Raw genomic sequence first — 24,032 nt, forward strand, 5'->3', positions numbered from 1 at the left:
CTCATGGAACTGAACGCGCTGGCCCCGCTGGCCGAGCAACTCTTCACCGACCTGCGTCGCCTTGGCGACGATGGCGTCGGCATTACCCGTGACAGCTACGGCGAGGGCGAGAATGCCGCGGCCGCGTACTTGACGCAATGGGCCGGGCATCAGGGACTGGCCGTCTCGCGCGACCGCGCCGCCAATCTGGTCTTTACGCTGCCCGACGACACCGGCGACGCCCCCGCCACATGGATCGGATCGCATCTCGATTCGGTGCCGCAAGGCGGCAACTACGACGGTCTTGCCGGTATCGTGGGCGGTCTGTTGTGCCTCGTCGAACAACAACGCAGCCAGCGTCGCACATCCACGCCGGTGCGCGTACTCGCCTTGCGCGGAGAGGAAAGCGCGTGGTTCGGTCGCGCGTACATGGGGTCGAGCGCGCTGTTCGGCAAACTGAACGATGCCGATCTGGCCATGCCCCACCGCACGCATGGCCGCACGCTCGCGGCATGTATGGCCGAGGCTGGTGCCGATATCGACGCGATTCGTGACGGCGCCACGCTATTCGACGCCTCACGCGCCAAGGCGTGGCTGGAACTGCACATTGAACAGGGCCCGGTGATGATCGCGCGCGACCTGCCAGTGGCCATCGTGCCCGGCATTCGCGGCAACGTGCGGCACAACCGCGTGTCATGCGTGGGTGAAGCCGGCCACTCGGGCGCCGTGCCGCGCTGGCTGCGTCACGACGCCATGTTCGCGGTGGCCGATCTCATCACGCGTCTCGACGAGCACTGGAGCGCCCTGCTCGCGCGCGGCATCGATCTGGTGGTGACGACCGGTATCGTCGGCACCGATCCCGCCGAGCATGCCATCTCGCGCATTCCAGGCAAGGTGGACTTCAGTCTGGAAGTGCGCAGCCAGAGCGCTGATACGCTCGACGTGTTCTACGAGTTGATGCGTACCGAGTGCCGCGCCATCGAACGCGATCGTGGCGTGCAATTCGTGTTCGACCGGCGACTCGCGTCGCCCCCGGCGATCATGGATGCGCAGGTGTCATCGTGGCTGGTCGACGCTTGTCGCACGCTTGATCTTGCGCAGGAACGGGTGCCGAGCGGCGCCGGCCACGACGCCGCCATCTTCGCCAACGCCGGCATTCCTAGCGGCATGGTGTTCGTGCGCAACGCCAACGGCTCACACAATCCACACGAGAGTATGGATCTCGACGACTTCATGCGTGGGGTGCAGGTACTGGACGCCGTCACGCATCGACTCTGAGCGTGCGCTTGCGTCAACGCAAAAAAACGGGCCGCTGACATGCGGCCCGTTTTGTCATGCGTCGTCACTTCACTATCAAGGCGCGTCACCTTGACGGCCTTAAGAATCTTAACGGCCTTACGGCGCCAGGGCGATCACCTCGGCGACCGCAGCCGTCAGTTTCTTCGCATAGGGTACGTGCAGGAACTCGTTCGGGCCATGCGCGTTCGACTTGGGACCGAGTACACCGCACACCATGAACTGCGCCGTCGGGAAACCGGCTTGGAGCGTATTCATCAGCGGAATCGTACCGCCTTGGCCGATGTACGCCACATCTTCGCCATAGTGCCGTTGCGATGCGGTATTGAGCGCCGACGTGAGCCAGGGCGCCACATCGGGCGCGTTCCAGCCGGAGGCTGCGCCGGCATCGGACTTGAACGTCACCTTCGCGTTGTAAGGCGGATCGAGCTCCAGCAGCGACTTGAGTTCGGCCACGGCCTGCGCGGCGTCGACAAGCGGCGGCAGACGCAGCGACAGCTTGAACGCCGTGCGCGGACGTAGCACGTTGCCCGCATCCGACAGCGCCGGCAGGCCTGCCGCCCCGGTGACCGACAGCGACGGACGCCACGTCGAATTGAGCAGGGCCTCCTTCGGATCGGTCGTGGTCGGCAGCACCGAGCTGCCATCCTGACCGCACGCCCACGGCATCTTCTTCCAGACGTCGTCGCCAAGAATGCGCGCCGTCGCTTCCGCCTCTTTCAGGCGCTGCAACGGAATCGGCGTGTGAAAGCCTTGCGGCAGCACGTTGCCGCTGCCCGCGTCTTCCAGACGTTCGAACAACTGGCGCATGATGCGAAAACTCGACGGCGCAATGCCGCCGTAGCCGCCCGAGTGGATACCCTCGTCAAGCACCTGCACTTCAAGGCTGCCCGAGATCAGGCCGCGCAGCGACGTCGTGAGCCACAACTGATCGTAGTTGCCTGCCCCCGAATCGAGGCAGACGACCAGGCCGACACGCCCCAATCGTTCACGCAGCGCATCGACATACGGCAGCAGGTCGTAGCTGCCCGACTCTTCGCACGTCTCGATGAGACCGACGCAGCGCGGGCGTTCCACGCCCTGGGCATCGAGGGCGGCCAGCGCCGTCACGCTGGAATAGATGGCGTAACCGTCGTCTGCACCGCCACGGCCATAGAGCCTGCCGTCTTCAAACTTGGGCGTCCACGGGCCCAGGTCGTGACGCCATCCGTCAAACTCCGGTTGCTTGTCGAGGTGGCCGTAAAGCACGATGGTTTCGTCGCTGCCCGAGCGCGTGGCGGGGGCCTCGAAGAAGATAACCGGCGTGCGTCCGTCAAGACGAATCACTTCGAGCTTCAGTCCTTTCACCGGCTGGCGTTCGGCCCATTGCGCGGCGTCGCGCACGACGCGATCGATGTATCCATTGCGTGCCCAGTCGGCGTCGAAGCCCGGGCTCTTGGCCGGCACGGCGATGTAGTCGGTCAGCGCGTGCAGGATGTCTTCGTTCCATTTACGATCGACGAATTCGCGCAAGGCAGCGGTGTCGAGCGACGGCTGAGTCGGGGTGACGATGTCGTTCATGGGGGGCGTCCTTAGGGAGGGCTTGTTCGATGTGGCGGACCGGGCCGAGCGGATCAAGCGTGGCTCTGGGATCCTGCCAGGGCACGCGTCGGGTACGCCGACGGGCCGTATGACGACATCATAGCCATTCCCGGCGGCAGTGGCGACTGGCCGTCAGGACAGCGCGCGTCCACCCTGGGCACCGCGCCAGCATGCTCACGATACTTGCGCCATGCGAAGGGGAAGACGGGCCGGCGGGCGCTCAGTTGCCGGTGCCTGGCGGGCCGAAACGAAACACGATCTCTCCGGCGGCCCCTGCCGCCTTCAAACACGAGGTCGATTGCGCTCCCTTGCCGGGGATGTCCAGCGAATGCTCGGCATCCGCAGCGCTGCACCGCCAAAAGAACGAGACCGGACGGTCGCACCCGTTCGATGCCTCGTATCGGTATTGCGTGACGTCGGCAGGCAGCGCACGTAGCGCCCCGCAGGGGTTCCCGGCAGCATCGAGCGGTTCGGACGGCGCCGGCGTCGCGGATGACGTTTGGGCGTGAACCGACGCGCTCGCGGCGAGCGCGAGCCCCACCACCGTTGCCGTCATCCTCAAGCGGTGCGCTGCCGCGACGACCATCAGAGCCAGCGCCAGGCAATGGCGACGGCGCCGATGGCAATGCCAACGGAGATGACGACGCCAAACCATGCCAGTTGCGCACGCCGCGCCCGACGACGGCTCGATTCCGAAGTGTCGTAAAAACGACCCAATCCGCCCGAGTACAACTTTTCCCAGCGAATTTCCATGGCGCACCTCACAAATCAATCAAACCGGCCCGCGTGATAATCTTTTTTCTTCTTTATCGAAAATTCTGAGACGCAAGACAATTCGGATAAATCCGGGCAAATCCGGAACCCAGGACTACCCAAAATTCCGACACAGCGCCGTCGGTTCAAGATCGCACTATTCTTTCGATAACGCAATAGCGTGAACCCGCAGAATGCTGCGCCGGCGCCACGAGAGACCACGTCATCGACGATGGATATCAACGTGCTTAACGCGTTTTATCGCAGGCGGCTTCAAATCTTTAAGGGAAATGGCAGCGATTTGCCGCAATTCAGACGTGCCAGCCTTTCCGAAACGCCGTGCTCATGTAACAAAACGTTTCAAAACATCGCGGGTGTACCGTTGCATCGGGTGATTGAAGCGGCGCGGCGAACGTGCCGAAACCTCCGTAGCATAAGCTCGGGAGGTGGCATAGGCTTGGAAGTCGTGGAAAAGCGTTAGCCGAAGCAACGCGGCGCGGCCGTCCGCCGGAGGCGGTGCCGCGCACGAAAAGGAAGATGGGTGACTTTAGCGTCCCAGGAAGGCCGCACCGACCGACAAGAGCACGAATCCGCCGACGCTACAGGCGATCGCGATTGTCAAAAGGCGTTGAAAGAGCTGCTCGCGCTCGCTCGCGCTGCGATGGGAACGGGGTGCATCGTGATGAATCGTTCCCCAACCACTCGAATACACTTTTTTCCAACGGATGTGCATAAGTTACCTCGCGTTGTTTAGTGTTCTTAGCCTTGCCCGCCATCGATTCACACTGTCGGAATCGACGAGACGCAGGGCTAGTATGCGCTTCGCCGAGCCGCCGTAAACCCCCCATCCGTGCTGCGTCGCCGCAAGCCAACGGCTTGATTTCGATGGATTCCGAGACGAGAGCAAGTGAGGTTGAAGACCGCTCCTCCGACGCAACTCGAGATTTATGAGATGACGTGTCAATGCGACACAATGTCGCAGGTGCGACAAGTTGTCGCGCAACCCGCATGGATCTTGGAATTATGGATTTCAACCGGTGCGACGGGGCCAGTCATGTCGCAGGTGTGACAGCGGTGGCCGGCCGGACGACCCGGGTGTTCGAAGCAGCGTAGGCGTGTCCGGTGCGCGGTATCGTGCAGCGCAACATCGATTATTCGAATAAGCGACAAAGCTGGGGTAAATCCGGGGGAAGGAAATGCGCCCCCCTCCCCGCCAGGGTCACGATTCGAACGGATTTTTCACCTGTCGCGCCGTCGTGCCGCCCGGCGCGCCCGCCTGGGCCGGCAGATCGGCGCGGGAGAGCGTCGCGACCACGGCGTCGAGCACCGCCTTGAGCGTCTGCGCCTGACGCAGCCCTTCGGCATCACGGCGAATCTCAAGATTGCCGAAGAGCGCGACGTGGTCCGTATGGTTTTCGACGTTCAGCTCACCCAGCGTGAGCGCGTCGGCATCATTGGCGAACGGGACGAACGCGTCATTGGCAGAAGACGACGTGGACATTCGGGACTCCTGAATCGAGGGATAGTCAGTCAGTTGAGATCGGCCGACGGGGTGGCCATCCTCAGTGGCGGTGCAAGGACAACGCCCGTGGCGATCGGCGTCGTGCTTAGCGAATGATCGTACGCAAGAAATCGAGCACCGTCTGCACCTCCCGATACGACGGCACGCTCGGATCACGCTTGCGCTTGCCGCCCGCCGCCTTGGGCGCGGGCAGGCGCATAGCCGTGCGCTTGACGTCCGACGGCATGCCCGGGAAGAAGTCGATGCCGGCGAGCGTCTCGAGTTCCGCCACGCTCACCACCGAATAATCGCTCGTGGCCTCGTTCGCCACCAGGTAGGCACCGGCCTGTTTGCGCTTCGGGTCGTAGACGACCTTGTAGAGCTGCGTGGGCACCATCACCCGATCGCCGACCTGCGTGATCGACTTGCCCTTGAACAGCGGGCCCGTAATGACGAACAACTCGCCCCGATCCTGCGCAAGCTTACGCACGCTCGACTCGATGCCCGCCCACAAATATCGATTGTTCTCACTGTTCTGCGGCACCATGTTCGACAGCGAAAAGCTTTCCGACTGCGCTTGCGCATCCGGCATGTCGGCCGAGGGCGCCATGTGCCCCCGGTCGTATCCCGAACGCACGTAATCGCGAAGCTCGGCCCGCTCATCGGCGGGAAGGCGAGATTCGGCATGGAAATTGTTGACGCGCGAGATCTGGCGCGCGTCACGCAAGCCCGCTGCGCTCAGGTGCTCGGCCGACCAGAGCGGGGTACGTGTCACCCCCGAATGCATGACACCGAACGCGCTGAAGCACACTTCGCGCACGTCGCGCTTCATGGCGGACAGGGTAATGTCGGGCGCGGTAGCGGCCCAGTAATGATCCCCGCAGGCCGAAGCGGCGGCGATTGCATGGCCCGACAAAGTCATGACGGACGTCACGACCCCGACTCGGGTAAGGGGGGCCAGAGAGGCGGCCAACTGCCCGGCCATCGCGCGCAAGCGGCTCGCGCGCACCGTGGTGACCGTCCATCGAGACTGCTTCATCGCACTGCTTACGGTAAGACGTGAGGGGGTGCGATTGTAGCGGATGAACCGCTATTCGGGGACGACACTGCTCACACCGTAAGCGGCGCATTGCAGGGTCTGGGCGGGACCGAGGTTGTCGCACTCGTCGGCGTGCGCACTCGGCAGCCACGCCTGCGCCAGGAACAGCACGCAGAGCACCAGCGCGAGCACGAGGAGCAGCGTCTTCATTGCGGCATCCGAGTTGGGATGCCGCATTGTATGCGGGGACGCCCCCACACAACCGGTCCGGCGCGCCCGAGAATTGTTTCGTATCGTTACCGCGCCGCGGGCTGGACGTTCGCCGCCATCACCCCCCGGACACCTCGCCTCGCAGCGCAACGAGCGCGGCCAACGGCTCGCTCAATGCGCCTTCGGCTCGCAGGCCGTCCACCACGCCAACACGATCGGGCATCGCGCGATTCTGCGACATCTTGAATTTGCCTTCGATGCGGCGAATCGGAATTTCCACGCCGACGATAGCGCGCAGCATGCCGTCGATGTAATCGGCCGGCGCCTCTTCCACCGCCCACGGCGCGGCACGCCGCTGCTCCTGCGACTGCGTGAGATCGCCGACGAGACGGCGCAACCACGAGGTATCGTCGATCACACGAGGTTGGCCCCACACATGCACCGCGGCGTAGTTCCAGGTCGGCACGACTTTGCCGTGCTCCGCCTTGGCGGCATACCACGAGGGGGTGATGTACCCTTGCGGGCCGGTAAATGCCACGAGGCAATCGTCGACACCGCGCAGCGCCGCAGCATGCGGATTGGCCCGCGCCAGATGCCCACGCAAGAGGCCGAACTCGCCTTCCTCCGGATACATCAGAAACGGAATCGAATCGGCGATCAGCCCGTGCGAACCGGCGCTGACGAGCAGGCCAAGCGGATGGGTGCGAATGAGGTCGTGCAGGATTTCAGGGCGATCCTCGGCAAAGGCGACGGGCTGGTACATCGACGACTCCGGACAAAAGCAGCGGGAAGGGAATGACGCCGAGCCTACGCCCTTCCATGGCCCTTGGCAAAGACCCAAAACCGATCATTTTCTTGGTGCCACAATACGGTCAGAGCGGCGCGGCGGCGGGGGCGAGTGCCTCGGGCACCCCGACGCTGGCATCGACGCCCGCGTTCTCCTTGAGCAGGAAGACCAGATGATGTCCGGCGAGCAGCTCGATGCGACGATCGCGTGCGAACTCTTCCACCCCATCGTCGAACGCCCCCGTGGTAATCAACATGCCACGGGCGGCGCCAATCTTCTGCATCTCGGCGAGCATGGTGCGCGCGGCGGCGATCTCCAGACGTGCGCCGTGGTGCATGTCGCGATAGACGTGCACGACAACGTCGCCCCCGAAAATCGGATGCGGATCCCACGCACGGCAGGTCAGCATGCCCGCCTGCTCGCCGGGCAGCAGCGGCGGCCCTTCGAAACCGTGCGAGCGCAGCAGGTGGAACATCACCTGCGTGAAGTCCTTGTCGGTGAGTGTCATCAGATTGAAGCGGCGGTCGACGGCGACGTCGGCGTCCGTGACGACCTTCGTCATGTCAACGCCGGCCACCGGCGCGACCGCCTCCAGCGCCTCGGGGCACGCTGATACGCGCGCCCCCAGCGCCGCCAAATGTTCCGCCGGATCGCCCTCGGCCAAGGTGAGCGCCGCGAAGTCGGCGCGCGCCACATGGACGCTCGCCAGACACACGCGGGTATCGCCATCGCTGGCGTACGCATTGAAGACGATGGCGTTCACCTGACGCAGCGGATCCGCCGAGAACAGCTCGTGCAGCGAGCGGAGCACGAGCTGGCGCAACGCGTTGGCATACACCTTCGCGCGGACCGCATCGCTTGCCGGCACGCCCTCCACGCGCCCCTGCGCGGCATGGTAGTGATAGTCGAACGCGACGGGCACAGCGGCGTCGAGCGTCGGCACGTCATAGCCGATGGCGAGCAGCTTGTGATTCTCGACGTAGTGCGCCGCGAGCGTCTGCGTGAACGCTTCGGGATACGGACTGCGGCTGAGCACGATGCGCGCATAGCCCGTGATGGCCGCCGCTTCGCCGCGCAACAGTGCCCCTTCGAAATCGGCCACCGCCGCGTTGTGACGTGCACTCTCGGCCCGTGCAGCTTCCGTGGCCTTTTGCTGCGCGATCTGGAGAATCATCGAACCCTGCGCTCGGCGAACCTTCGATGCCTCGTGCTCGCGTTCCGCATGCACGAACTCGCCACGCGCCTTGGCGACGGCTTGCTCGTAACGCCCCGACGCGCCCGGCATGGCCAGCGCGAGCCGGCCCGGCTTCTCGGGCGCGAAGGCTTCCCACTCGGGCTTGGGCAAAATCTTCGGGAGATGCCGGGTATCGAGCACCGGCGGCGTGGTGCTTGCGCGCAGGTCGGCCGGCGCAATGCGCAGATCGCGCGCGAGACCGTCGGCGAGCAATCGCTCCAGCCGCGCGACCTCCAGTTTGGCCTGAGCGCCCTGCGCGGCCGCTTCGGCTTGTCGCCACGCCACTTGCGTGCGCTCACGCGCAGCGGCGTCGGCGACCGGCGCCGCTTCCATGGCGCGCAATGCCTGATCCACGGCGCGGACTTCCGCCAGCGAGCGCGCCAGCGTTTGCGCATGCTGCTGCTCGCGCACGTGCGCGGCGCGCCAAAACTCACGCGCCAGACGATCAATGATGCTCTCGAATCCCCGGTTCACTACTGCCCCCGCAAGCGATATTGGTTTTGTTTTGTCAAGCCCACTACAACATCCACGACGATCGGAACGACGCCACTCGGTCCGCGCCACGCCGGAAGCGGAAATGCTCACGCAGCGTCGTCGTCGCCGTGGTGAACGCCGCCCCGTGCGCGTTTCGGCAGGTGCCACAGGAACGATGGGCAAAGGGGCCGGGAAACGGGGCCGCTTCATAGGCGTCCGCGCCGCACAGACAACGGCCTTTCATCACGCCCTCCCCCTGAAAACCGCCCGCTGTGCCTTGTGACATCAGGCTGGCACACGACTTTTACGTAGGGGACGATTGTAGGACGATGGCCGCTCGCCAAGCAAAGAATCTTTCGTTTCCTTGCCGGGCGAGCATCTCATGCGCGCAACACGGGTGCCCTGATCGTCATCAAATCGCAATGACGGCACAGACCGGCACATACGCCCCCCGTCCGGGGAAAACGTTGCCCCATTGTCATCAATGACGGTTACCATGGCGCGGTTTCGCCGACGGTCGATTCCGCCGGGGTCCACTCGGATCCGGTTCCATTTTTCTACCGACATCGCGTCATGAACGAGCTAGCGCCCGCCTCCGCCGCCCCTGCCGTCGCCTCGCTTTGCCTGCGTACCGCTTGGCTGAGCGCGTTCGCGTGCTTGTTGCTGGCACTGTTCGCCATCCCGTGGATCGACCGTCCGGTGGTGGACTTCGCGCACGTGCATACTCAAGGTACGCGGTGGATTCAGCACATAGCGGAGTTGCCCTCGCCGCTGTTTGTGCTGGCCTGGCCGACGTTTGGGATCGTTGGCGCCGCGCTCGTCTGGCGACACCGCCTCCCGGCGTGGGCGACGACGCTGTGGCTTGCGGCGGGTGCCGTAGGCGTTGGCAGCGTGCTCAAGCAAGGCCTGAAGTTCGCTTTCGGGCGGACGTGGCCGGCCACGTGGGTTCATGACAATCTGTCTTATCTGCGCGACGGCGTGTTCCAATTCCGGTGGTTCGGCGGCGATGGTGCCGCGTATGCGTCGTTCCCCTCGGGGCATCTCACCGTCATGCTGGCGTTCGCCACCGTGCTCGCGCTGCGACACCCTGCGCTGCGCTGGCCGTGCGCCGTTGCCGTTGTGCTGACGGCCTTCGGCCAGCTCGCCGCCGCTTATCACTGGACGAGCGATGCGCTCGCAGGGGCCGCGCTCGGCATCGCAGTGGGCACGATGTTTGTCGAGGCTTGGCAACGCTGGACCACTCGGCACGGGGTTGCGGTGTAGATGGATTGGCGGGCATGCCGTAGCGGCGCACCGCACGATTGCACTACACTTGAACCTGCTGCGCGCATCGCTCCCCATTGGAGAACGAGCGCGCTGTCTGCGCCGCCTCTTGCCCCTCAGTTTCGACGGAGCCTGTGATGACGACGTCCCTGATTCTCAATGTGATTGGCCCGGATCGTCCGGGTCTGGTCAACGCGATCGCCGATCGCGCGAGCGCCGCCGGCGCCAACTGGCTGGAGAGCCGTCTGGCCAATCTGGCCGGCCAGTTCGCCGGCATCATCCACCTGCAAGTCCCCGACGAACACGCCGACGCGCTCACGCAAGCCCTGCAGGCGATGGAAACCCAGGGCCTGCGCATCGCCGTCACGCGCGCCCAGAGCGCCGCCGCCGACCCGGCCGCACGCGCGCTTCAGCTCGATCTCGTCGGGCAGGATCATCCGGGGATCGTCAGGGAAATCTCACACGTGCTCTTCTCGCGCGGCATCAGCATCGATGAACTCGCCACGGAATGCGTCGAAGGATCGATGTCGGGCGGCACGCTGTTTCGCGCGACTGCCCGCCTGCACGTTCCCGCGAGCGTCAGCACGGAATCGCTGCGCGAGACGCTCGAAAGTCTGGCCGACGACCTGATGGTCGATGTCGAACTCGATTCGCCTTCCGGTGCGTGAGCGCGCACCGATGAAGCGGGTCTTCCTGTTCTTCCTCGGGGCGGCCGTCGTCGTCGCCCTGCTCTCGCTGCTGCCCCTGCCGTTCGAGCGCCAGACCCACATCGTGAGCACGGTCACGGTGCAGGCGCCGCCGCAGGCCGTCTACGACTACGTGACCACGCCGGCCAATTGGCCGAAATGGCATCCGGCGTCGCTCGCCGTGCAGGGCGCGACCGATCACTCGCTCGTCGTGGGGGAAAAAGTCGCCGAAGAGTTTCGCCTCGCGGGACGTCACGGCATCATTCACTGGAAGGTCGTCGAGGCGAAGCCGCCGCTCGAATGGCGCCTCGAGGGCGAGATGAACCGACGTCCGTCGGGAGAAGTCCGCTACACGCTCACGCCCGACGGCACGGGTACGCGCTTCGAGCGCGACGTCGTCTATCGCACGCCGAATCTTCTGTTATTGATGCTCGATCCGATCTTCATCGGCCCGCGCATGCGCGCGGAGTCGGCGCAGGGCGCGAAGCAACTCGAACAAATCTTCGCGACCGCGACGGCCGACACCCCCGCGCCGGCGTCGATGTCGTCGGTCGCCACAAGTTCCGCGCAGGCCCACTAGCGGTAGGTGTCGTGATGGCTCGGGGTGGCGTCGTGGTGTCGTAGCGTGCCAGTGGCGTGGTGGCGCGGCGCCGAGGCGTCTCGGTGTCGCCTCGCAGCGCCCAGCCTACTCGTTGAACGTGGCCGCCATCGCCTCGGCCGCCGCCTGAAGTTCCGGCAGAAACGTCATGAGCGCGTCAAGCGTGCGGCGCTGCGCGCTCGCCTGCACCGCGATGGCCGCGCACGCGCGATTGCGGTCGAGCATCACGGGCACGGCCACGGCGATCATGCCCGGCACATGCTCTTCGTTGTTGGTGCCGACCCGGCGCTTGCGCGTCTCGCTCAACTCCTCGCGCAAGTCCTCGAGATCGGTGATGGTGTTCTCCGCACGCGGTCGCAGCGGCAGATGCGCGATCAACTTCTCGCGGCGCGCGCGAGGCAGGAACGCCAGCAGCAGCTTGCCGCTCGCCGTGCAATGCAACGGCACACGCGAGCCCGGCGCGAGCTTGAGCTGACGCGACCAATCCGTCTCGACTCGGTCGAGGTAGACCAGGTCGTCGCCCGAGAGCATCGACAGATTGCACGTCTCACCCAGCTTGTCGACCAGTTGCTGAAGAATCGCATGGCGCGCAGCCGCAGGGCCGACGTGCATCAACGCATTGACGGCCATCGCGCGCACCCGCGACGACGGCTCGTAATGCCGACTGCCGGCTTCGCGCGACACGAGAAACGCCGCTTCGAGCTGCTTGAGAATGCGATGCACCGTCTGCTTGGGCAGACCGATGGCGGCGACAATTTCCGCCAAGGTCATTGGCGTGCCTGACGCACTGAGAATTTCGAGAATGCGAAATGCGCGGACGGCCGCGGCGTTCGACTGATTGCTCATGTCGGTACTGGGGTCTCGGGGTCGAGTTGTGTTCTGAATCGTTATCGCTCGCGGCGGTCTCCCTGCTGCTCAACGTCGACACGCCACCGCCCCAGCCCGCTCCCAAGCTGCCACGCCGCCATGCCGTCGCACCGCGACGTCCCGTTTTCCGCATTCTAGTGCCAATCGGCCTTCGTTGACGATTGGAGACAAACCCGGAGATATGCCAAATACCGGATATCGACTGCCGACTGCCGACCGCCCACCGACGGCAGGCGACGACCCAGCCTGCCGCCGGTCGTCCACCGTCGCCCCGCTCGCTACCGGCATGCCACGGTCGCGACCGCGGCGGCGACCCCCGACGGTGCCGCTCAGGCCTTGCCCGACAACACGCGCAACCGATGAATCAGGCTCGAGGTGTCCCAGCGCGAACCGCCGAGCGACTGCACATCCCCATAGAACTGGTCGACGAGCGCCGTGACCGGCAGCGACACGCCGTTGCGCTGTGCTTCGGCCAGGCAGAGGCCCAGATCCTTGCGCATCCAGTCCACCGCGAAGCCGAAATCGAACTTGCCGTCGATCATCGTCTGCCCGCGATTGTCCATTTGCCAGCTCGCTGCCGCCCCTTTGCTGATGACGTCGAGCACGAGCGGCATGTCCAGACCGGCACGCTGGCCGAAGTGGATCGCTTCCGACAGTCCCTGCACGAGACCGGCGATGCAGATCTGATTGACCATCTTGGCCACCTGCCCCGCGCCGGCCTCGCCCACGCGCGTGACGGCTCGGCCGTAGGCGCCCAGCGTCGGGGCCACCCGGTCGAACGCCGGCGCGTCGCCGCCGCACATGATCGTCAGCACGCCGTTCCTGGCACCGGCTTCGCCACCCGAGACGGGGGCGTCGACGAAGTGCAGCCCCTTCGCGCGCGCGGCGGCGTAGAGTTCGCGTGCCACGTCGGCCGAGGCCGTTGTGTGGTCGACGAAGACGGCGTTCGCCTTCATGCCGGCGAAGGCGCCGTGCTCACCGAGCACGATACTGCGCAGGTCGTCGTCATTGCCGACGCAGGCGGCCACGATATCGGCGTCGCGCGCTGCCTCGGCCGGCGTGGCGGCGGCCGCACCGCCATACTCGTTGGCCCATTGCTGCGCCTTGGCAGCCGTGCGGTTATAGACCGTGACCTGATGACCGGCACGTTGCAGATGACCGGCCATGGGATAACCCATCACGCCCAGGCCGAGAAACGCGACACGGACAGACGTTGCTTGCGATGAAGGGGAAGTCAATTCGAGGGCCTCGCAGGTTGATTCGCTATGAGGGAACCCAGGGGCGCACGAAGCAGGGGGCACCCGCGGGGTCCTGTCTGAAATTCAGGGGGCTTGCGAGCCACCATTATAAAGATGGGCAGCCCTCGGGCGCCAGCGCAATCCCCCGCCACACGGGGGATCCGCGCAAATTGGCCCCAGTTTGGTGCGCCGCGGGGCTTTCAGTAATTCCCCGTAAACATGAGGCCATCGTTACCGTTTGAAAAATTGTGTTTCCGTGACTGGCGTTGGTCTCAGGTTCCGCTACAATGCGCGGCATGGCTGATTTTGATACCTGTTGGTCAATTCGCGTTTACTACGAGGACACGGACGCCGGAGGCGTCGTCTTCTATGCCAACTATCTGAAATTCTTTGAACGGGCCCGAACCGAGTGGCTTCGTTCGCTCGGCATCGAGCAGCTCGCGCTGGCCCGCGAAACCGGCATGATTTTCATTGTGCGTGCAACCGCACTCGACTATCTGGCCCCCGCCCGGCTGGACGATCTCCTCACCATCAAAAGCCGCATCGAGCGCGTTGGCGGCGCCTCTGTCGATTTTCACCAGGAAGCCTGGCGAGACGCGCCGGACGGCAGCAGCGAACTGTTGGTGCGCGGCAGCATCAAAATCGGCTGTGTGGCGGCCAACACGCTGCGCCCAGGCAAGATTCCCGCGAACGTGCGCCTCGCCATGCTGTCGGCCGCCGCAGCGGGTGAGCCGCCCCGTTCGGCAGCCGCCTGAAGCCAACAACAAGAATTCCGGTCAGTCAATAACCACACCATGCCCGATCAAGACCTTTCCATTATTTCGCTGGTCCTGCATGCCAGCGTGCTCGCTCAGGCCGTCATGGGCCTGCTGCTGGTGCTCTCGCTGCTCTCGTGGACCCACATCTTCCGCAAGATCTTCGCGATTCGCCGCGCCCGCACCCAGACCGAGCGCTTCGAACGCGATTTCTGGTCGGGTGGCGACCTTCAGGCGCTCTATCAAAGCGCGCTGAACAACCGTCATCAGACGGGGGCGCTCGAACGCATCTTCGAATCGGGTATGCGCGAGTACATCAAGGCGAGCGAGAAGGGTCTGCACGATCCGAGCGCCATTCTGGACGGCGCGCGTCGTGCGATGCGCGCTTGCTATCAACGCGAAATGGACTCGCTCGAAGCCAATCTGCCGTTCCTCGCATCGGTCGGCTCGGTGAGCCCGTACATCGGTCTGTTCGGCACGGTGTGGGGTATCATGAACGCTTTCCGCGGCCTGTCGAACGTGCAACAAGCCACGCTCGCCAATGTAGCGCCCGGTATCGCGGAAGCACTGGTGGCGACGGCCATCGGTCTATTCGCCGCAATCCCTGCCGTGGTCGCCTACAACCGCTTCGCCAACGACATCGACCGACTGTCGATCCGCTTCGAAAGTTTCGTCGAAGAATTCTCCAACATCCTGCAACGGCAGATTCACTAAGCACTCCGGGAGCGCCGAGACATGGCAGGTTCTATGCGCAACGCTCGCCGCGGCCGTCGCGCCATGGCGGATATCAACGTCGTACCGTACATCGACGTGATGTTGGTGCTGCTCGTCATTTTCATGGTGGCCGCGCCGCTGGTCGCGCCGTCGATCGTCAACCTGCCGAGCGTCGCCAACGCGAGCCCGCAGCAGCAGACGCCGCCCGTGGTCGTCAACATCGAGGCCGACAACCGGATGCTGGTGCGCTACAAGGACGGCGAGAACACCATCGAGCAGCGCATGGGCGCCGCCGATCTGACGGGGTTCCTGCAAGGGCGTCAGGCCGCAAATCCGGATCAACCGGTCGTCATCGCCGCCGACAAGTCGGTGCGCTATGAAATCGTCATGAACGTGATGTCCGATCTCAAGGCCCAGGGCGTCAAGCGCGTGGGCCTGCTCGTCAAGCAGAAATGAGCCGCACCGCAGCCCGCACCGACCGTGCCAATCGCCCTATCGGCCCACGCAACGATGAGCGGGGCACGGGTCGGGCATTTCTCCTCGCGCTGTTCATGCACGCGCTGCTGTTCGCGCTGCTCTTCTATGGCATGCGCTGGCAGAACAGTTCGCCGGCCGGGTCAGAGGCCGAGCTGTGGACACCGTCCGAAGTCGCGGAGCCGACGCCGCCCGTGGTGACGCCGCCGCCGACGCCCGCGCCGCCCGCCGTGGCCGCGCCCACGCCGCCGGTCGAAGACGCCGACATCGCCCTCCAGCAAAAAAAGCGCAAGCAGGAGCAGCAGGCCGCCGAGCAGGCACGCCTGCTCGAAGCGCAGCAGGAGAAGGCACGTCAGGAAGCGCTCAAGCAGAAGCAACTTGCCGAGCAGCAGGCAGCAGCCGACATCGCTCGCAAGAAGGCGGCGGAGGAAGCCGCCCGCCAGCAGAAGCTGGCCGACCAGAAGAAGGCCGACGAGTTGAAGCATCAGAAGGATGAAGCGGCGAAGAAGGCCGAAGCGCTCAAGCAGCAGCAACTCGTCGATGCACAGAAGAAGGCGGACGCCGAGAAGAAGGCCCAACAAGACAAGGCGGCCAAGGCCAAGGCCGCGCAGGAAGCGGCGGCACAAAAAGCAGCCGACGCCGCACGCGCGCAGCGTCTGGCGGCGTTGCGCGGGATGGCCGGAGGCACGGCCGGCGCGACCGGCAACGGTCTGGGCTCGCAGGCCGGCGGTACGGGCTCGGGCGCAGGCGGCACAGCGTCGGCGGGCTATGCCGATCGCGTGCGCGCGAAGGTCAAGCCGAACATTGCTTATGGCGGCGACACCACGGGCAATCCCACGGCCGTCGTCTCGGTACGTCTGGCGCCGGATGGCAGCGTGCTGTCCATGCAGCTGGTCAAATCGAGCGGCAATCCCGCCTGGGACGCCGCCGTGCAGTCCGCTATCACCAAGTCCGATCCATTGCCACGCGACACCAATGGCAAAGCCCCCCCGAGCGTCAACCTTCGCTTCAGCCCAAAAGGCTGAGAGTGTTGTCAAACGGGAACGATAACCGAGCGACGTGAGTCCATTTTCATCCGAGTGTGGTAAAAATGGCGCTTGCACCGCGTAACTGACCAATCGAACGCATGCGAATTTCCAGTCAATATGCATGGCGTGCGCTGGTGGCCACCTGGCTCACCGCAGCGTGCACGATCGCCCATGCGCAGACGCCGCTGACCGTTGACATTACGGGCGTCGGCACCAACCGTTACCCGATCGCCGTGTCCAATTTCAAGGGCGCCGCGCCGACGGACATCGTGTCCGTCGTCAAGGCCGACCTGAGCAACAGCGGGCGCTTCAATCAGATCGATACGGGCGGCGCCGCCGTCGGCGTGGACGATTCGGTCGATCTCGGCACTTGGCGCGCCAAGGGGGCGAATGCCTTCGTCTCGGGCACGATCGTCCCCGCGGGCAACGGCAACTTCCAGGTCAGCTTCCGTTTATACGATGCCGTGAACGGACAACCGCTCGGCGGTCTGGCCCTCACCTCGTCGGCCGCGAACTTGCGTCTGACGGCGCACAAGATCGCCGACTACATTTACCAGAAGCTGCTGGGCGACCGCGGCGTGTTTGCCACGCGTCTGTCCTACGTGTTGCACAGCGGCAACCACTACCAGTTGCAGATTTCGGATTCCGACGGCCAGGATGCGCGCGTTGCGCTCAACAGCCGCGAGCCGATCATCTCACCGGCCTGGTCGCCGGATGGCACGAAGGTCGCCTACGTCTCGTTCGAGAAGCGCAAGCCCGTCGTGTACATCCACGATCTCCCGACCGGCCGTCGTGCCGTGTTGGCCAACGAGAAGGGCAACAACTCGGCGCCCGCGTGGTCGCCGGACGGCAGCAAGCTTGCCGTGGCCCTTTCGCGCGACGGCAACACCCAGATCTATCAGGTCAACGCCAATGGCGGTGGCCTCAAGCGTCTGTCGCGCAGCGGCGCGATCGACACCGAACCGCAGTATTCCCCGGACGGCAAATGGATCTACTTCACGAGCGATCGTGGCGGTGGTCCGCAAATCTACAAAATGCCGGCCGGTGGCGAAGGGGCAGGCGCTGCGCAGCGCGTGACCTTCAAGGGGAGTTACAACGTCAGCCCGCGAATCAGTCCCGACGGCAAGTTGCTCGCGTTCATTGCGCGACAAGGCGGCGGATTCAAACTGTGCGTGCAGGATATGAGTACTGGCGATGTTACGGCTCTGACCGACACCAGCCACGACGAGTCACCGAGTTTTGCTGCAAACGGCAAGTACATTCTTTATGCAACGCAGTCGGGGGGCCGCAAGGTTCTCGCGGCAGTCTCGGTGGACGGGCAAACCCGGCAGATTCTTCAGGTTCGGGGAGGGGAAGTTCGCGAACCCTCCTGGGGCCCTTTCATGCAATAACGTCAACAGCAACATCAATCGGAGGCTCAAATGAGTTCCCTGCTTCGTAATATCCTCGCCATCTCTTCGCTGGCCGCTCTGGCCGCTTGCTCGTCGGGCGTGAAGCTCGACGACCAGGCTAACGCCAACAAGGGTCAAGCCACGGACGCCCGTGCTGTCGCCCCCGTCGACGCCTCGGCTGACGAACTGAACAACCCGAACGGCCCGCTCGCCAAGCGCAGCGTGTACTTCGGCTTCGACCAGTACAGCGTCGATGCTCAGTACACCCCGATGCTCCAGGCGCATGCTGCGTTCCTGAACAAGTACTCGCAGCGCCACGTGCTGGTGCAGGGCAATACCGACCCGCGCGGCACGAGCGAGTACAACCTGGCACTGGGCCAGAAGCGTGCCGAATCGGTGGTGAAGGCGATGTCGGCACTGGGCGCCAACACCAACCAGATGGAAGCCGTTTCGCTGGGCAAGGAAAAGGCAACGGGTACGGACGAGGCCAGCTGGGCTCAGGACCGTCGCGCCGATCTGGCTTATTGATTGAATCGTCATGACGTCTCGTTTGCTTAAAAACATGATCTGCGCGGTGACGCTCGGCACTGCGGTGCTGAGTCCGCTGGCGCATGCCGGATTGTTCGATGACGACGAGGCGCGCAAAGCGATCCTCGATATCCGCAGCCGTCTGGATTCGGACAAGCAGCGGATCGAGGGGCTCACGCGCAACGTGCTGGATTTGAACAATCAGATTCAGCAGTTGCAACGTGATCTGGCCGACCAGCGCGGTCAGAACGAAGATCTGAAAAACCAGCTTGCGAACCTGCAACAGAGTCAAAAGGATTTCTACAACGACCTCGACGGTCGATTGAAGAAATTCGAACCGCAGCAGATGACCGTCGGCGGCGTGACAGGCACCGTCCAACCGGGCGAGAAAGATGTCTTTGACGCCGCGCTGACGAAATTCCGCAATGGTGACTATAAGGGTGCGCAAACGGCATTCCGAACCTTCTCGGCCAAGTATCCCGACAGCCCGTATCAACCCGAAGCTCAGTTCTGGCTTGGCAATGCGCAGTACGCCAACAAGGATCTGAAGGGGTCGACCGCGACGCTGCAGGGGATCGTGACGAAGTACCCGACGAGCCCGAAGGCTGCCGAGGCAATGCTGGCAATCGCCAGTAACCAGGCGGAATCCGGGCAGATTGCGTCAGCGAAGAAAACGTTGCACGATTTGGTGGCCAAGTACCCGGACAGCGAATCGGCGGCCGAGGCCAAGAAACGTGTGGCCAAGCTGAAGTAAGACGTCTCGCGGGAGACTGCGCGAACCAGCCTGCCGTGTGAGGTCACTCGTCAAACGCATAACGCCGCCTTTGGGCGGCGTTGTCGTTTCCAGCGCATGCCGGATCACCGTCGTTGCCGTCATCGTCAACGCTGCCGCGACCGCCAGGCGCTCCCATCCTTCCGGGCTTTGCGGATGCCGACCGCGACCTCAAGTAGAATACGGGCTTTGCAAGCGTTCGAAGCGCGGCGTCTCAGGGGATGTGTGCGGGTCCGATTGGGTCTGCAGGGCATGACGACCGCACCCGCGATGTGATCGCGCGCAGACTGCGCGCGGCACGTCTGATAATTACCATGCCGGCTACGCCCCGTGGCTCGCGACAACGAATCGAACGGCCGGGCACGGCCGCCATCGCCTTCTCGCCTAATGACCGACGTCGATCTCACCGCCCTCTCCCACACCGTCGTGTGGTTCACCTTTGCGCTGGCCTTCGTGTTTGGCGCTGTGCTGCAGCGCACGCATTTCTGCACGATGGGCGCGCTCTCCGACATCGTGAACATCGGCGATTGGAACCGCATGCGGATGTGGTTGCTCGCCATCGGTGTCGCGACCATCGGCACGGGGGCGCTGGCGTCGCAAGGTGTCATCGATCCTATCAAGGCGATTTACACGACGCCGCGCTTTACCTGGCTGTCGTATCTCGTTGGCGGCTGGCTGTTCGGTTTCGGCATGGTGCTGGCGTCCGGTTGCGGCAGCAAGACATTGGTGCGCATCGGCGGTGGGAATCTGAAGTCGCTGCTGGTTTTCGTGATGATCGGTCTGTCGGGCTACATGACGCTCAAGGGCTTGTTCGCGGTATTGCGCGTGACGGCCATCGATAGCGTGCAAACCACGTTTGCGACATCGCAGGATCTGCCGACATTGCTGGGCGGCTGGTTCGGTGGCGACGTACACCGCGCACAGCTCATTCTCGGGTTGGCGATTGGCGGGGCGTTCGTGATCGCGGCGCTCGCGCGACGCGAATTCTGGACGTTCGATAATCTGCTGGGCGGCCTCGTCGTGGGCGCGATCATCGTGGCGTTGTGGTACGTCTCGGGCAAGTTAGGGTACGTGGCGGAGAATCCGAATACGTTGGAGGAGAGTTTCGTTGCCACGAATTCCGGGAAGATGGAAGCGTTGTCGTTCGTCTCGCCGCTCGCGTACACGATGTATTGGCTGATGATGTGGAGCGACACGAGCAACGTCATCACGTTGGGCATTTCGAGTGTGTTGGGTGTGATTGCCGGGTCGTTCGTCTATGCACTGGTGTCGCGCAATTTCCGTTGGGAAGGTTTTCAGGGCACGGAAGACACGGCAAACCACATGGTGGGTGGCGTACTGATGGGCTTCGGCGGCGTGACGGCCTTGGGCTGCACGGTCGGTCAGGGGTTGTCGGGCGTATCGACGCTGGCGCTGGGGTCGTTCCTCGCGACGGCGGCGATTCTCGTGGGCGGCGTCTGCGCGTTCAAGTACCAGATGTGGCGCATTGAGCGCAGCGTTTGAGCACAAGCCGCGCACAACCGCTCGAATCGCGCCAGAAAGAGCCGCCGTCGCGCCGCCCAGGTATTGACACTATGGTGACAGCGCCGCTATAATTTTGGTCTTCGTTGGGTCGTTAGCTCAGCTGGTAGAGCAGCGGACTTTTAATCCGTTGGTCGCAGGTTCGAATCCCGCACGGCCTACCAAACGAATTCAGGGGGTTACAGGCGCTTCGCTTGTAACCCCTTTCTCGTTTCCGGCGTCATGGAACCACCTTGCCGGCGGATTGCGTCAAGGGGACGCTGGCGCAACCGGCGCTACGCGCTGGCATACCACCTCACAACGCCCCGTCCCCCGCATCTCCTTTAGCGATCGTCGTCCTCGACATGGTCGCCGCTCGCCGGCGCAGACTCTCGTTGGACGGCTTGTCGCTTGCACTTGACGTGGTAGGCCGTCAGCACTGCATGCGCCACCATGTCCAGCGCGGGGCGCGTCTCGCCGTTCTTGTCAGTCCATACCTTCGGCGTGAGCGCACCAGACAGCGAAACAGAATCCCCATCATCCAGCGCTAGCAGTGCGGCCCGCGCATCATCGGCAAAGGCAATTACGTTCACGAACAGCGCCTCGCCGTCGCCCCCGGCCGCGAGAACCTTCGCAGTGGCATATGTCGTGCCGCCTTGCCCTTTGCGCTCAGCGGGCGTTCCGTAGACCTTCCCACCAATCAGACCATCAATCATCTTTCACCTCGTTATCACGCGCGACTGCCGCCCACGCTTCATTTGAACCCTCGAACGTCGAACCATACCCGTTCCACACGCCGGCGTGTTGGATACCCGTGAAGCAGCGCCTGAAACACCGGACAAAATCGCCCACTTGAACCAACGGGTCGACATAGAACGTAGACGAACGAGATTCTCCAGGAGGCAGTTGAATGCAGCCGTGCAGAAGGTGGTGAGCCGCGACGCGAAGCTTACCGGGATGGAAAATCGCGTCGCGTTTGCGTTGCGCACGCTATCCGAAATCAAGCGGTTGAGCGACAAGGGTTCAGGCGATACGGCCAACGAGACACGCAGGTTCGCCATGCGATGGATTTAGCAATTCTAGTGTGACGCTGCGCCCGGAATTTCGGGGCAAACGCCATCAAGGACAGCACGCCGGCAACATGTGATGTGACTTGGCATACTCCCGCAAAGCGTCATTCATTCGCGTCTGCCACCCGTCGCCCGACGCCTTGAACGCCTCCACCACATCACGATCAGCGCGCATGTTCAGCGTCACTTTACGTTGACCTTCCGGCAACGCCGGGCGTCCGCGACGCTTCAACACAGCATCCGCGCGCCCTTTCCCCAACACCTCGGTCAGCACTTCGCGCGCCGGACGCATCTGCCCCAACTGCTGGTCGGTCAACGGTGGGTTATCGGGATCCGTCTCGGCGGCACGCGTGATGGCCGCATCCTCGGCGTCGGTCATTGGGGGGGGTCTACGTTTCGTCATACTTTCGTACCTCGCGTCGGTTGGCTTTGCGAAGGCTGATCACTCGAATCGATTCGTCTCGCACTGTCAACACCATCACATGGAGTCTGTCCCCGAGCGGGCCAAGCGCAACAAACCGCGTTTCGTTGTAGTTGGCGCGCGCGTCGATCTCAAGCAACGCAGCCTCCAAGTCGAAAAACTCGGCAAGCGCCAGCGACAGTCCATGTTTTCTACAGTTTGCCTCGTCTTTCGCTGGATCGAACTCGATTTGCATTGATTTATTGTATGGGCATTAATTTACATACGTCAACGATTTTTTGTATGGACGGAAATCCACGACAAGACACCCGTTGACGAGCCGAACCCATCATCGCAGCAACACCGAATTCGAAATCTCAGCAAACTCCGAATCTACAACCGCCACCCGCAGGAACTCCGACAACTTCAGATCTCCCTAGTCGTATCCGCTCCCGCTATTGCTGCGCAAACCGCCCCACGAGCGTTCTCCCTGTTGCAGGCTCGGGGAGCGACAACATTCGGAGAATATCGAGACCTTGTAATCGTGCATCATCCCATCGCGGGCAGTCGATTCGCAGCCGACGTTCGTCACCGTGCCAGTCACGATCACGGTGTCGATGCCGCGCGCGGCAAGGCGTTGATGCAGGTCGGACGAGCCTTGGATAAAAGCGCTGAACCGCGTCTTGTCGACCATCTCATCCGCATCGCGAACGTCGAGCGGCGGATACAACGCGTGTCCGGGATGTCCGTCGACCAAGGTCTCGCCCAGACTCGCCCCCCCATCCCGCGCCGAATTCGTCGAAGCGCTGCCACGGCGCTTCGCCTGGCACGACCTGCGTGTGACGAATCCAATACACATGACCACCCGCCTCACGCAGCGCGCTCGCGAGCCGATTCACATTCGGCACGATCTCGCGCGCCATCGGCAATTCGCCGGGAAAGCCTGGGGCGACAAAGCCGTTCTGCAGGTCGATGATGTTAAGCGCGGCGCCGACAAGATCGCATCCCTGGCGTGGGGATGATTTTCTCAGGCATCGCTCGGCCATGAGCGGCGAAGTCCGACTATGCGGATCGTCTCGGACGCGCCCCACGCTGCGATGAGGCCACGGCGCCGGTCTGACGGCTCTCGATGACATCCCGCGTGCGCTGTGAAATCCGCGACGCGGCCTCCTTGATCGATTCAACGAGCCGGTCGAGATTGGCGAACTGCAGACGCGGCGTCGGCACGATCACCGCGAGCGCGCCGACCGCCTCCCCTGAGTCGTCGGTAAACAGCGGCGACGCCAGCGCCGAAATCCCGACTTCGAGTTCGTCTTTCGAGAGATAAAAGCCCGCGCGCCGAATCCTGAGCAGCGATCCGCGGAAGTCCTCGAGCGTCGTACCGAGTCCGCTCTGCGCGATGTCCTCGGCATATTGCTCGAACAACCCCGCGAGCTTGGCCTTGGGGAAGGTCGACAGGATCGCCTTCGACGCGGCACCGAGAAAAAGCGGACGTGGACGCCCGCGGCCGTATCGGAGGTCAAGCGATGCGTCGTGCGTCTCTCGATGGGTGTCGACAAGCTCGTTCCCGTACCACCGAGACATCACGGTGTCGAAGCCCGAATGCTCGCTCAGCTCGCGCATGATCGGCCGGCCGACGGCAAGCAGCGGATCGGACACGCGCAAGTGATAGTCGAGCTTGATGATGCGAGGCCCAAGCCCATAGTCCCCTCCCGCAAACCGCACGAGCAAGCCCGCGTCGACCAGCTCTCGCACATAGCGGTAAGCCGTCGGAATCGAGCAATCGAGTTCGGCGCCAACGTCTTCGGCGGACAGGAATAGCTTGTCCTCGGAAAAAAGATCGAGGATGGATAAGACTCTCGTAATGCTCGACATCTGGACAGTGAACCCTGTG

At 63.7% G+C, this 24,032-nt stretch carries 30 protein-coding genes and 1 tRNA gene; 15 read left to right on the top strand and 16 right to left on the bottom strand.

Annotated elements, in window-relative coordinates; translation table 11 throughout:
- Nucleotides 1-3: 3 nt before the first annotated feature.
- A complete protein-coding gene (locus tag PanNE5_RS22230) occupies nucleotides 4-1,257 on the top strand; it encodes a hydantoinase/carbamoylase family amidase (RefSeq protein WP_261938830.1) in 1,254 nt (417 codons plus the stop codon).
- A gap of 117 nt (nucleotides 1,258-1,374) precedes the next feature.
- On the opposite strand, the gene PanNE5_RS22235 is transcribed toward PanNE5_RS22230, so the two are convergent.
- The 8 genes from PanNE5_RS22235 to PanNE5_RS22270 form a co-directional block, all read right to left on the bottom strand.
- Nucleotides 1,375-2,835, bottom strand: a complete 1,461-nt coding sequence (locus PanNE5_RS22235) for a M20 family metallopeptidase (protein WP_261938831.1) — start codon at nucleotides 2,833-2,835, stop codon at nucleotides 1,375-1,377.
- 241 nt (nucleotides 2,836-3,076) lie between these two features.
- A complete protein-coding gene (locus tag PanNE5_RS22240) occupies nucleotides 3,077-3,412 on the bottom strand; it encodes a hypothetical protein (protein WP_157211533.1) in 336 nt (111 codons plus the stop codon).
- A 29-nt stretch (nucleotides 3,413-3,441) separates the two neighbouring features.
- A complete protein-coding gene (locus PanNE5_RS22245) occupies nucleotides 3,442-3,609 on the bottom strand; it encodes a hypothetical protein (protein ID WP_017235157.1) in 168 nt (55 codons plus the stop codon).
- 1,219 nt (nucleotides 3,610-4,828) lie between these two features.
- Nucleotides 4,829-5,110, bottom strand: a complete 282-nt coding sequence (locus tag PanNE5_RS22250; protein WP_017235159.1) for a hypothetical protein — start codon at nucleotides 5,108-5,110, stop codon at nucleotides 4,829-4,831.
- A gap of 106 nt (nucleotides 5,111-5,216) precedes the next feature.
- Nucleotides 5,217-6,149, bottom strand: a complete 933-nt coding sequence (locus PanNE5_RS22255) for a DNA/RNA non-specific endonuclease (RefSeq protein ID WP_232424695.1) — start codon at nucleotides 6,147-6,149, stop codon at nucleotides 5,217-5,219.
- A gap of 51 nt (nucleotides 6,150-6,200) precedes the next feature.
- Nucleotides 6,201-6,359 (bottom strand): hypothetical protein, encoded by a 159-nt coding sequence (locus tag PanNE5_RS22260; protein ID WP_017235161.1) that lies wholly within the window; start codon nucleotides 6,357-6,359, stop codon nucleotides 6,201-6,203.
- A gap of 118 nt (nucleotides 6,360-6,477) precedes the next feature.
- On the bottom strand, nucleotides 6,478-7,122 hold the full coding sequence (locus PanNE5_RS22265; protein ID WP_261938832.1) for an FMN-binding negative transcriptional regulator: 645 nt from the start codon (nucleotides 7,120-7,122) through the stop codon (nucleotides 6,478-6,480).
- A gap of 109 nt (nucleotides 7,123-7,231) precedes the next feature.
- Nucleotides 7,232-8,854 carry a restriction endonuclease gene (locus PanNE5_RS22270; RefSeq protein ID WP_017235163.1) on the bottom strand — a complete coding sequence of 541 codons (1,623 nt, stop codon included), beginning with the start codon at nucleotides 8,852-8,854 and terminating at the stop codon, nucleotides 7,232-7,234.
- Between the two features lie 573 nt (nucleotides 8,855-9,427).
- Here PanNE5_RS22270 and PanNE5_RS22275 point away from each other — a divergent pair.
- The 3 genes from PanNE5_RS22275 to PanNE5_RS22285 all read left to right on the top strand — a co-directional run bounded on the left by PanNE5_RS22275 (nucleotide 9,428) and on the right by PanNE5_RS22285 (nucleotide 11,383).
- Nucleotides 9,428-10,117, top strand: a complete 690-nt coding sequence (locus PanNE5_RS22275) for a phosphatase PAP2 family protein (RefSeq protein ID WP_017235164.1) — start codon at nucleotides 9,428-9,430, stop codon at nucleotides 10,115-10,117.
- A gap of 137 nt (nucleotides 10,118-10,254) precedes the next feature.
- Complete coding sequence (locus PanNE5_RS22280) at nucleotides 10,255-10,785, top strand: glycine cleavage system protein R (RefSeq protein WP_017235165.1); 531 nt, start codon at nucleotides 10,255-10,257, stop codon at nucleotides 10,783-10,785.
- Nucleotides 10,754-11,383: an SRPBCC family protein gene (locus PanNE5_RS22285; RefSeq protein WP_017235166.1), complete on the top strand. Its 630-nt coding sequence runs from the start codon at nucleotides 10,754-10,756 to the stop codon at nucleotides 11,381-11,383. The genes PanNE5_RS22280 and PanNE5_RS22285 overlap by 32 nt, the downstream gene beginning before the upstream one ends.
- 105 nt (nucleotides 11,384-11,488) lie before the next feature.
- On the opposite strand, the gene PanNE5_RS22290 is transcribed toward PanNE5_RS22285, so the two are convergent.
- On the bottom strand, nucleotides 11,489-12,247 hold the full coding sequence (locus tag PanNE5_RS22290; RefSeq protein ID WP_017235167.1) for an IclR family transcriptional regulator: 759 nt from the start codon (nucleotides 12,245-12,247) through the stop codon (nucleotides 11,489-11,491).
- 350 nt (nucleotides 12,248-12,597) lie between these two features.
- The gene (locus tag PanNE5_RS22295; protein ID WP_261939892.1) at nucleotides 12,598-13,446 is read right to left on the bottom strand and encodes an NAD(P)-dependent oxidoreductase; all 849 of its coding nucleotides are present in this window, start codon (nucleotides 13,444-13,446) and stop codon (nucleotides 12,598-12,600) included.
- Nucleotides 13,447-13,802: 356 nt separating this feature from the next.
- Here PanNE5_RS22295 and ybgC point away from each other — a divergent pair, with 356 nt between their 5' ends.
- From ybgC to PanNE5_RS22340, 9 genes are all read left to right on the top strand, one after another.
- Complete coding sequence (gene ybgC, locus PanNE5_RS22300; protein WP_026132192.1) at nucleotides 13,803-14,261, top strand: tol-pal system-associated acyl-CoA thioesterase; 459 nt, start codon at nucleotides 13,803-13,805, stop codon at nucleotides 14,259-14,261.
- Between the two features lie 39 nt (nucleotides 14,262-14,300).
- The gene (gene tolQ / locus PanNE5_RS22305; protein ID WP_017235170.1) at nucleotides 14,301-14,975 is read left to right on the top strand and encodes a protein TolQ; all 675 of its coding nucleotides are present in this window, start codon (nucleotides 14,301-14,303) and stop codon (nucleotides 14,973-14,975) included.
- Nucleotides 14,976-14,996: 21 nt separating this feature from the next.
- The gene (gene tolR / locus PanNE5_RS22310) at nucleotides 14,997-15,431 is read left to right on the top strand and encodes a protein TolR (protein ID WP_026132193.1); all 435 of its coding nucleotides are present in this window, start codon (nucleotides 14,997-14,999) and stop codon (nucleotides 15,429-15,431) included.
- Complete coding sequence (tolA, locus tag PanNE5_RS22315; protein ID WP_261938833.1) at nucleotides 15,428-16,474, top strand: cell envelope integrity protein TolA; 1,047 nt, start codon at nucleotides 15,428-15,430, stop codon at nucleotides 16,472-16,474. The genes tolR and tolA overlap by 4 nt, the downstream gene beginning before the upstream one ends.
- Nucleotides 16,475-16,575: 101 nt before the next feature.
- Nucleotides 16,576-17,868 (top strand): Tol-Pal system beta propeller repeat protein TolB, encoded by a 1,293-nt coding sequence (tolB, locus tag PanNE5_RS22320; protein WP_017235173.1) that lies wholly within the window; start codon nucleotides 16,576-16,578, stop codon nucleotides 17,866-17,868.
- A 30-nt stretch (nucleotides 17,869-17,898) separates the two neighbouring features.
- Nucleotides 17,899-18,396, top strand: coding sequence for an OmpA family protein (locus PanNE5_RS22325; RefSeq protein ID WP_017235174.1), 498 nt, complete (start codon nucleotides 17,899-17,901; stop codon nucleotides 18,394-18,396).
- A 10-nt stretch (nucleotides 18,397-18,406) separates the two neighbouring features.
- Complete coding sequence (gene ybgF / locus PanNE5_RS22330; protein ID WP_261938834.1) at nucleotides 18,407-19,150, top strand: tol-pal system protein YbgF; 744 nt, start codon at nucleotides 18,407-18,409, stop codon at nucleotides 19,148-19,150.
- Nucleotides 19,151-19,555: 405 nt separating this feature from the next.
- The gene (locus PanNE5_RS22335) at nucleotides 19,556-20,671 is read left to right on the top strand and encodes a YeeE/YedE family protein (protein WP_150564634.1); all 1,116 of its coding nucleotides are present in this window, start codon (nucleotides 19,556-19,558) and stop codon (nucleotides 20,669-20,671) included.
- A 106-nt stretch (nucleotides 20,672-20,777) separates the two neighbouring features.
- Nucleotides 20,778-20,853, top strand: a tRNA-Lys gene (locus PanNE5_RS22340).
- 159 nt (nucleotides 20,854-21,012) lie between these two features.
- Here PanNE5_RS22340 and PanNE5_RS22345 read toward each other — a convergent pair.
- Nucleotides 21,013-21,384 (bottom strand): single-stranded DNA-binding protein, encoded by a 372-nt coding sequence (locus PanNE5_RS22345; protein WP_261938835.1) that lies wholly within the window; start codon nucleotides 21,382-21,384, stop codon nucleotides 21,013-21,015.
- A gap of 190 nt (nucleotides 21,385-21,574) precedes the next feature.
- Here PanNE5_RS22345 and PanNE5_RS22350 point away from each other — a divergent pair, with 190 nt between their 5' ends.
- Nucleotides 21,575-21,742 (top strand): hypothetical protein, encoded by a 168-nt coding sequence (locus PanNE5_RS22350; RefSeq protein WP_017232392.1) that lies wholly within the window; start codon nucleotides 21,575-21,577, stop codon nucleotides 21,740-21,742.
- Between the two features lie 45 nt (nucleotides 21,743-21,787).
- On the opposite strand, the gene PanNE5_RS22355 is transcribed toward PanNE5_RS22350, so the two are convergent.
- The 4 genes from PanNE5_RS22355 to PanNE5_RS23100 form a co-directional block, all read right to left on the bottom strand.
- The gene (locus PanNE5_RS22355; protein ID WP_017232393.1) at nucleotides 21,788-22,117 is read right to left on the bottom strand and encodes a BrnA antitoxin family protein; all 330 of its coding nucleotides are present in this window, start codon (nucleotides 22,115-22,117) and stop codon (nucleotides 21,788-21,790) included.
- A gap of 10 nt (nucleotides 22,118-22,127) precedes the next feature.
- Nucleotides 22,128-22,394, bottom strand: coding sequence for a BrnT family toxin (locus PanNE5_RS22360; RefSeq protein ID WP_017232394.1), 267 nt, complete (start codon nucleotides 22,392-22,394; stop codon nucleotides 22,128-22,130).
- Nucleotides 22,395-22,574: 180 nt separating this feature from the next.
- Nucleotides 22,575-22,868 carry an isochorismatase family cysteine hydrolase gene (locus PanNE5_RS22365; protein WP_410007551.1) on the bottom strand — a complete coding sequence of 98 codons (294 nt, stop codon included), beginning with the start codon at nucleotides 22,866-22,868 and terminating at the stop codon, nucleotides 22,575-22,577.
- On the bottom strand, nucleotides 22,834-23,067 hold the full coding sequence (locus PanNE5_RS23100; RefSeq protein ID WP_353744109.1) for a hypothetical protein: 234 nt from the start codon (nucleotides 23,065-23,067) through the stop codon (nucleotides 22,834-22,836). The genes PanNE5_RS22365 and PanNE5_RS23100 overlap by 35 nt, the downstream gene beginning before the upstream one ends.
- Here PanNE5_RS23100 and PanNE5_RS22370 point away from each other — a divergent pair.
- Nucleotides 22,996-23,160, top strand: a complete 165-nt coding sequence (locus PanNE5_RS22370; protein WP_017232396.1) for a hypothetical protein — start codon at nucleotides 22,996-22,998, stop codon at nucleotides 23,158-23,160. The two genes, PanNE5_RS23100 and PanNE5_RS22370, sit on opposite strands and share 72 nt — an antisense overlap.
- A 40-nt stretch (nucleotides 23,161-23,200) precedes the next feature.
- Here PanNE5_RS22370 and PanNE5_RS22375 read toward each other — a convergent pair whose 3' ends face one another.
- Nucleotides 23,201-24,013 carry an IclR family transcriptional regulator gene (locus tag PanNE5_RS22375; RefSeq protein ID WP_017232397.1) on the bottom strand — a complete coding sequence of 271 codons (813 nt, stop codon included), beginning with the start codon at nucleotides 24,011-24,013 and terminating at the stop codon, nucleotides 23,201-23,203.
- Nucleotides 24,014-24,032 lie beyond the last annotated feature (19 nt).

This window comes from Pandoraea sp. NE5 (genome assembly GCF_024363545.1).
In the GTDB taxonomy this organism is placed as follows: Bacteria; Pseudomonadota; Gammaproteobacteria; order Burkholderiales; family Burkholderiaceae; genus Pandoraea; species Pandoraea cepalis.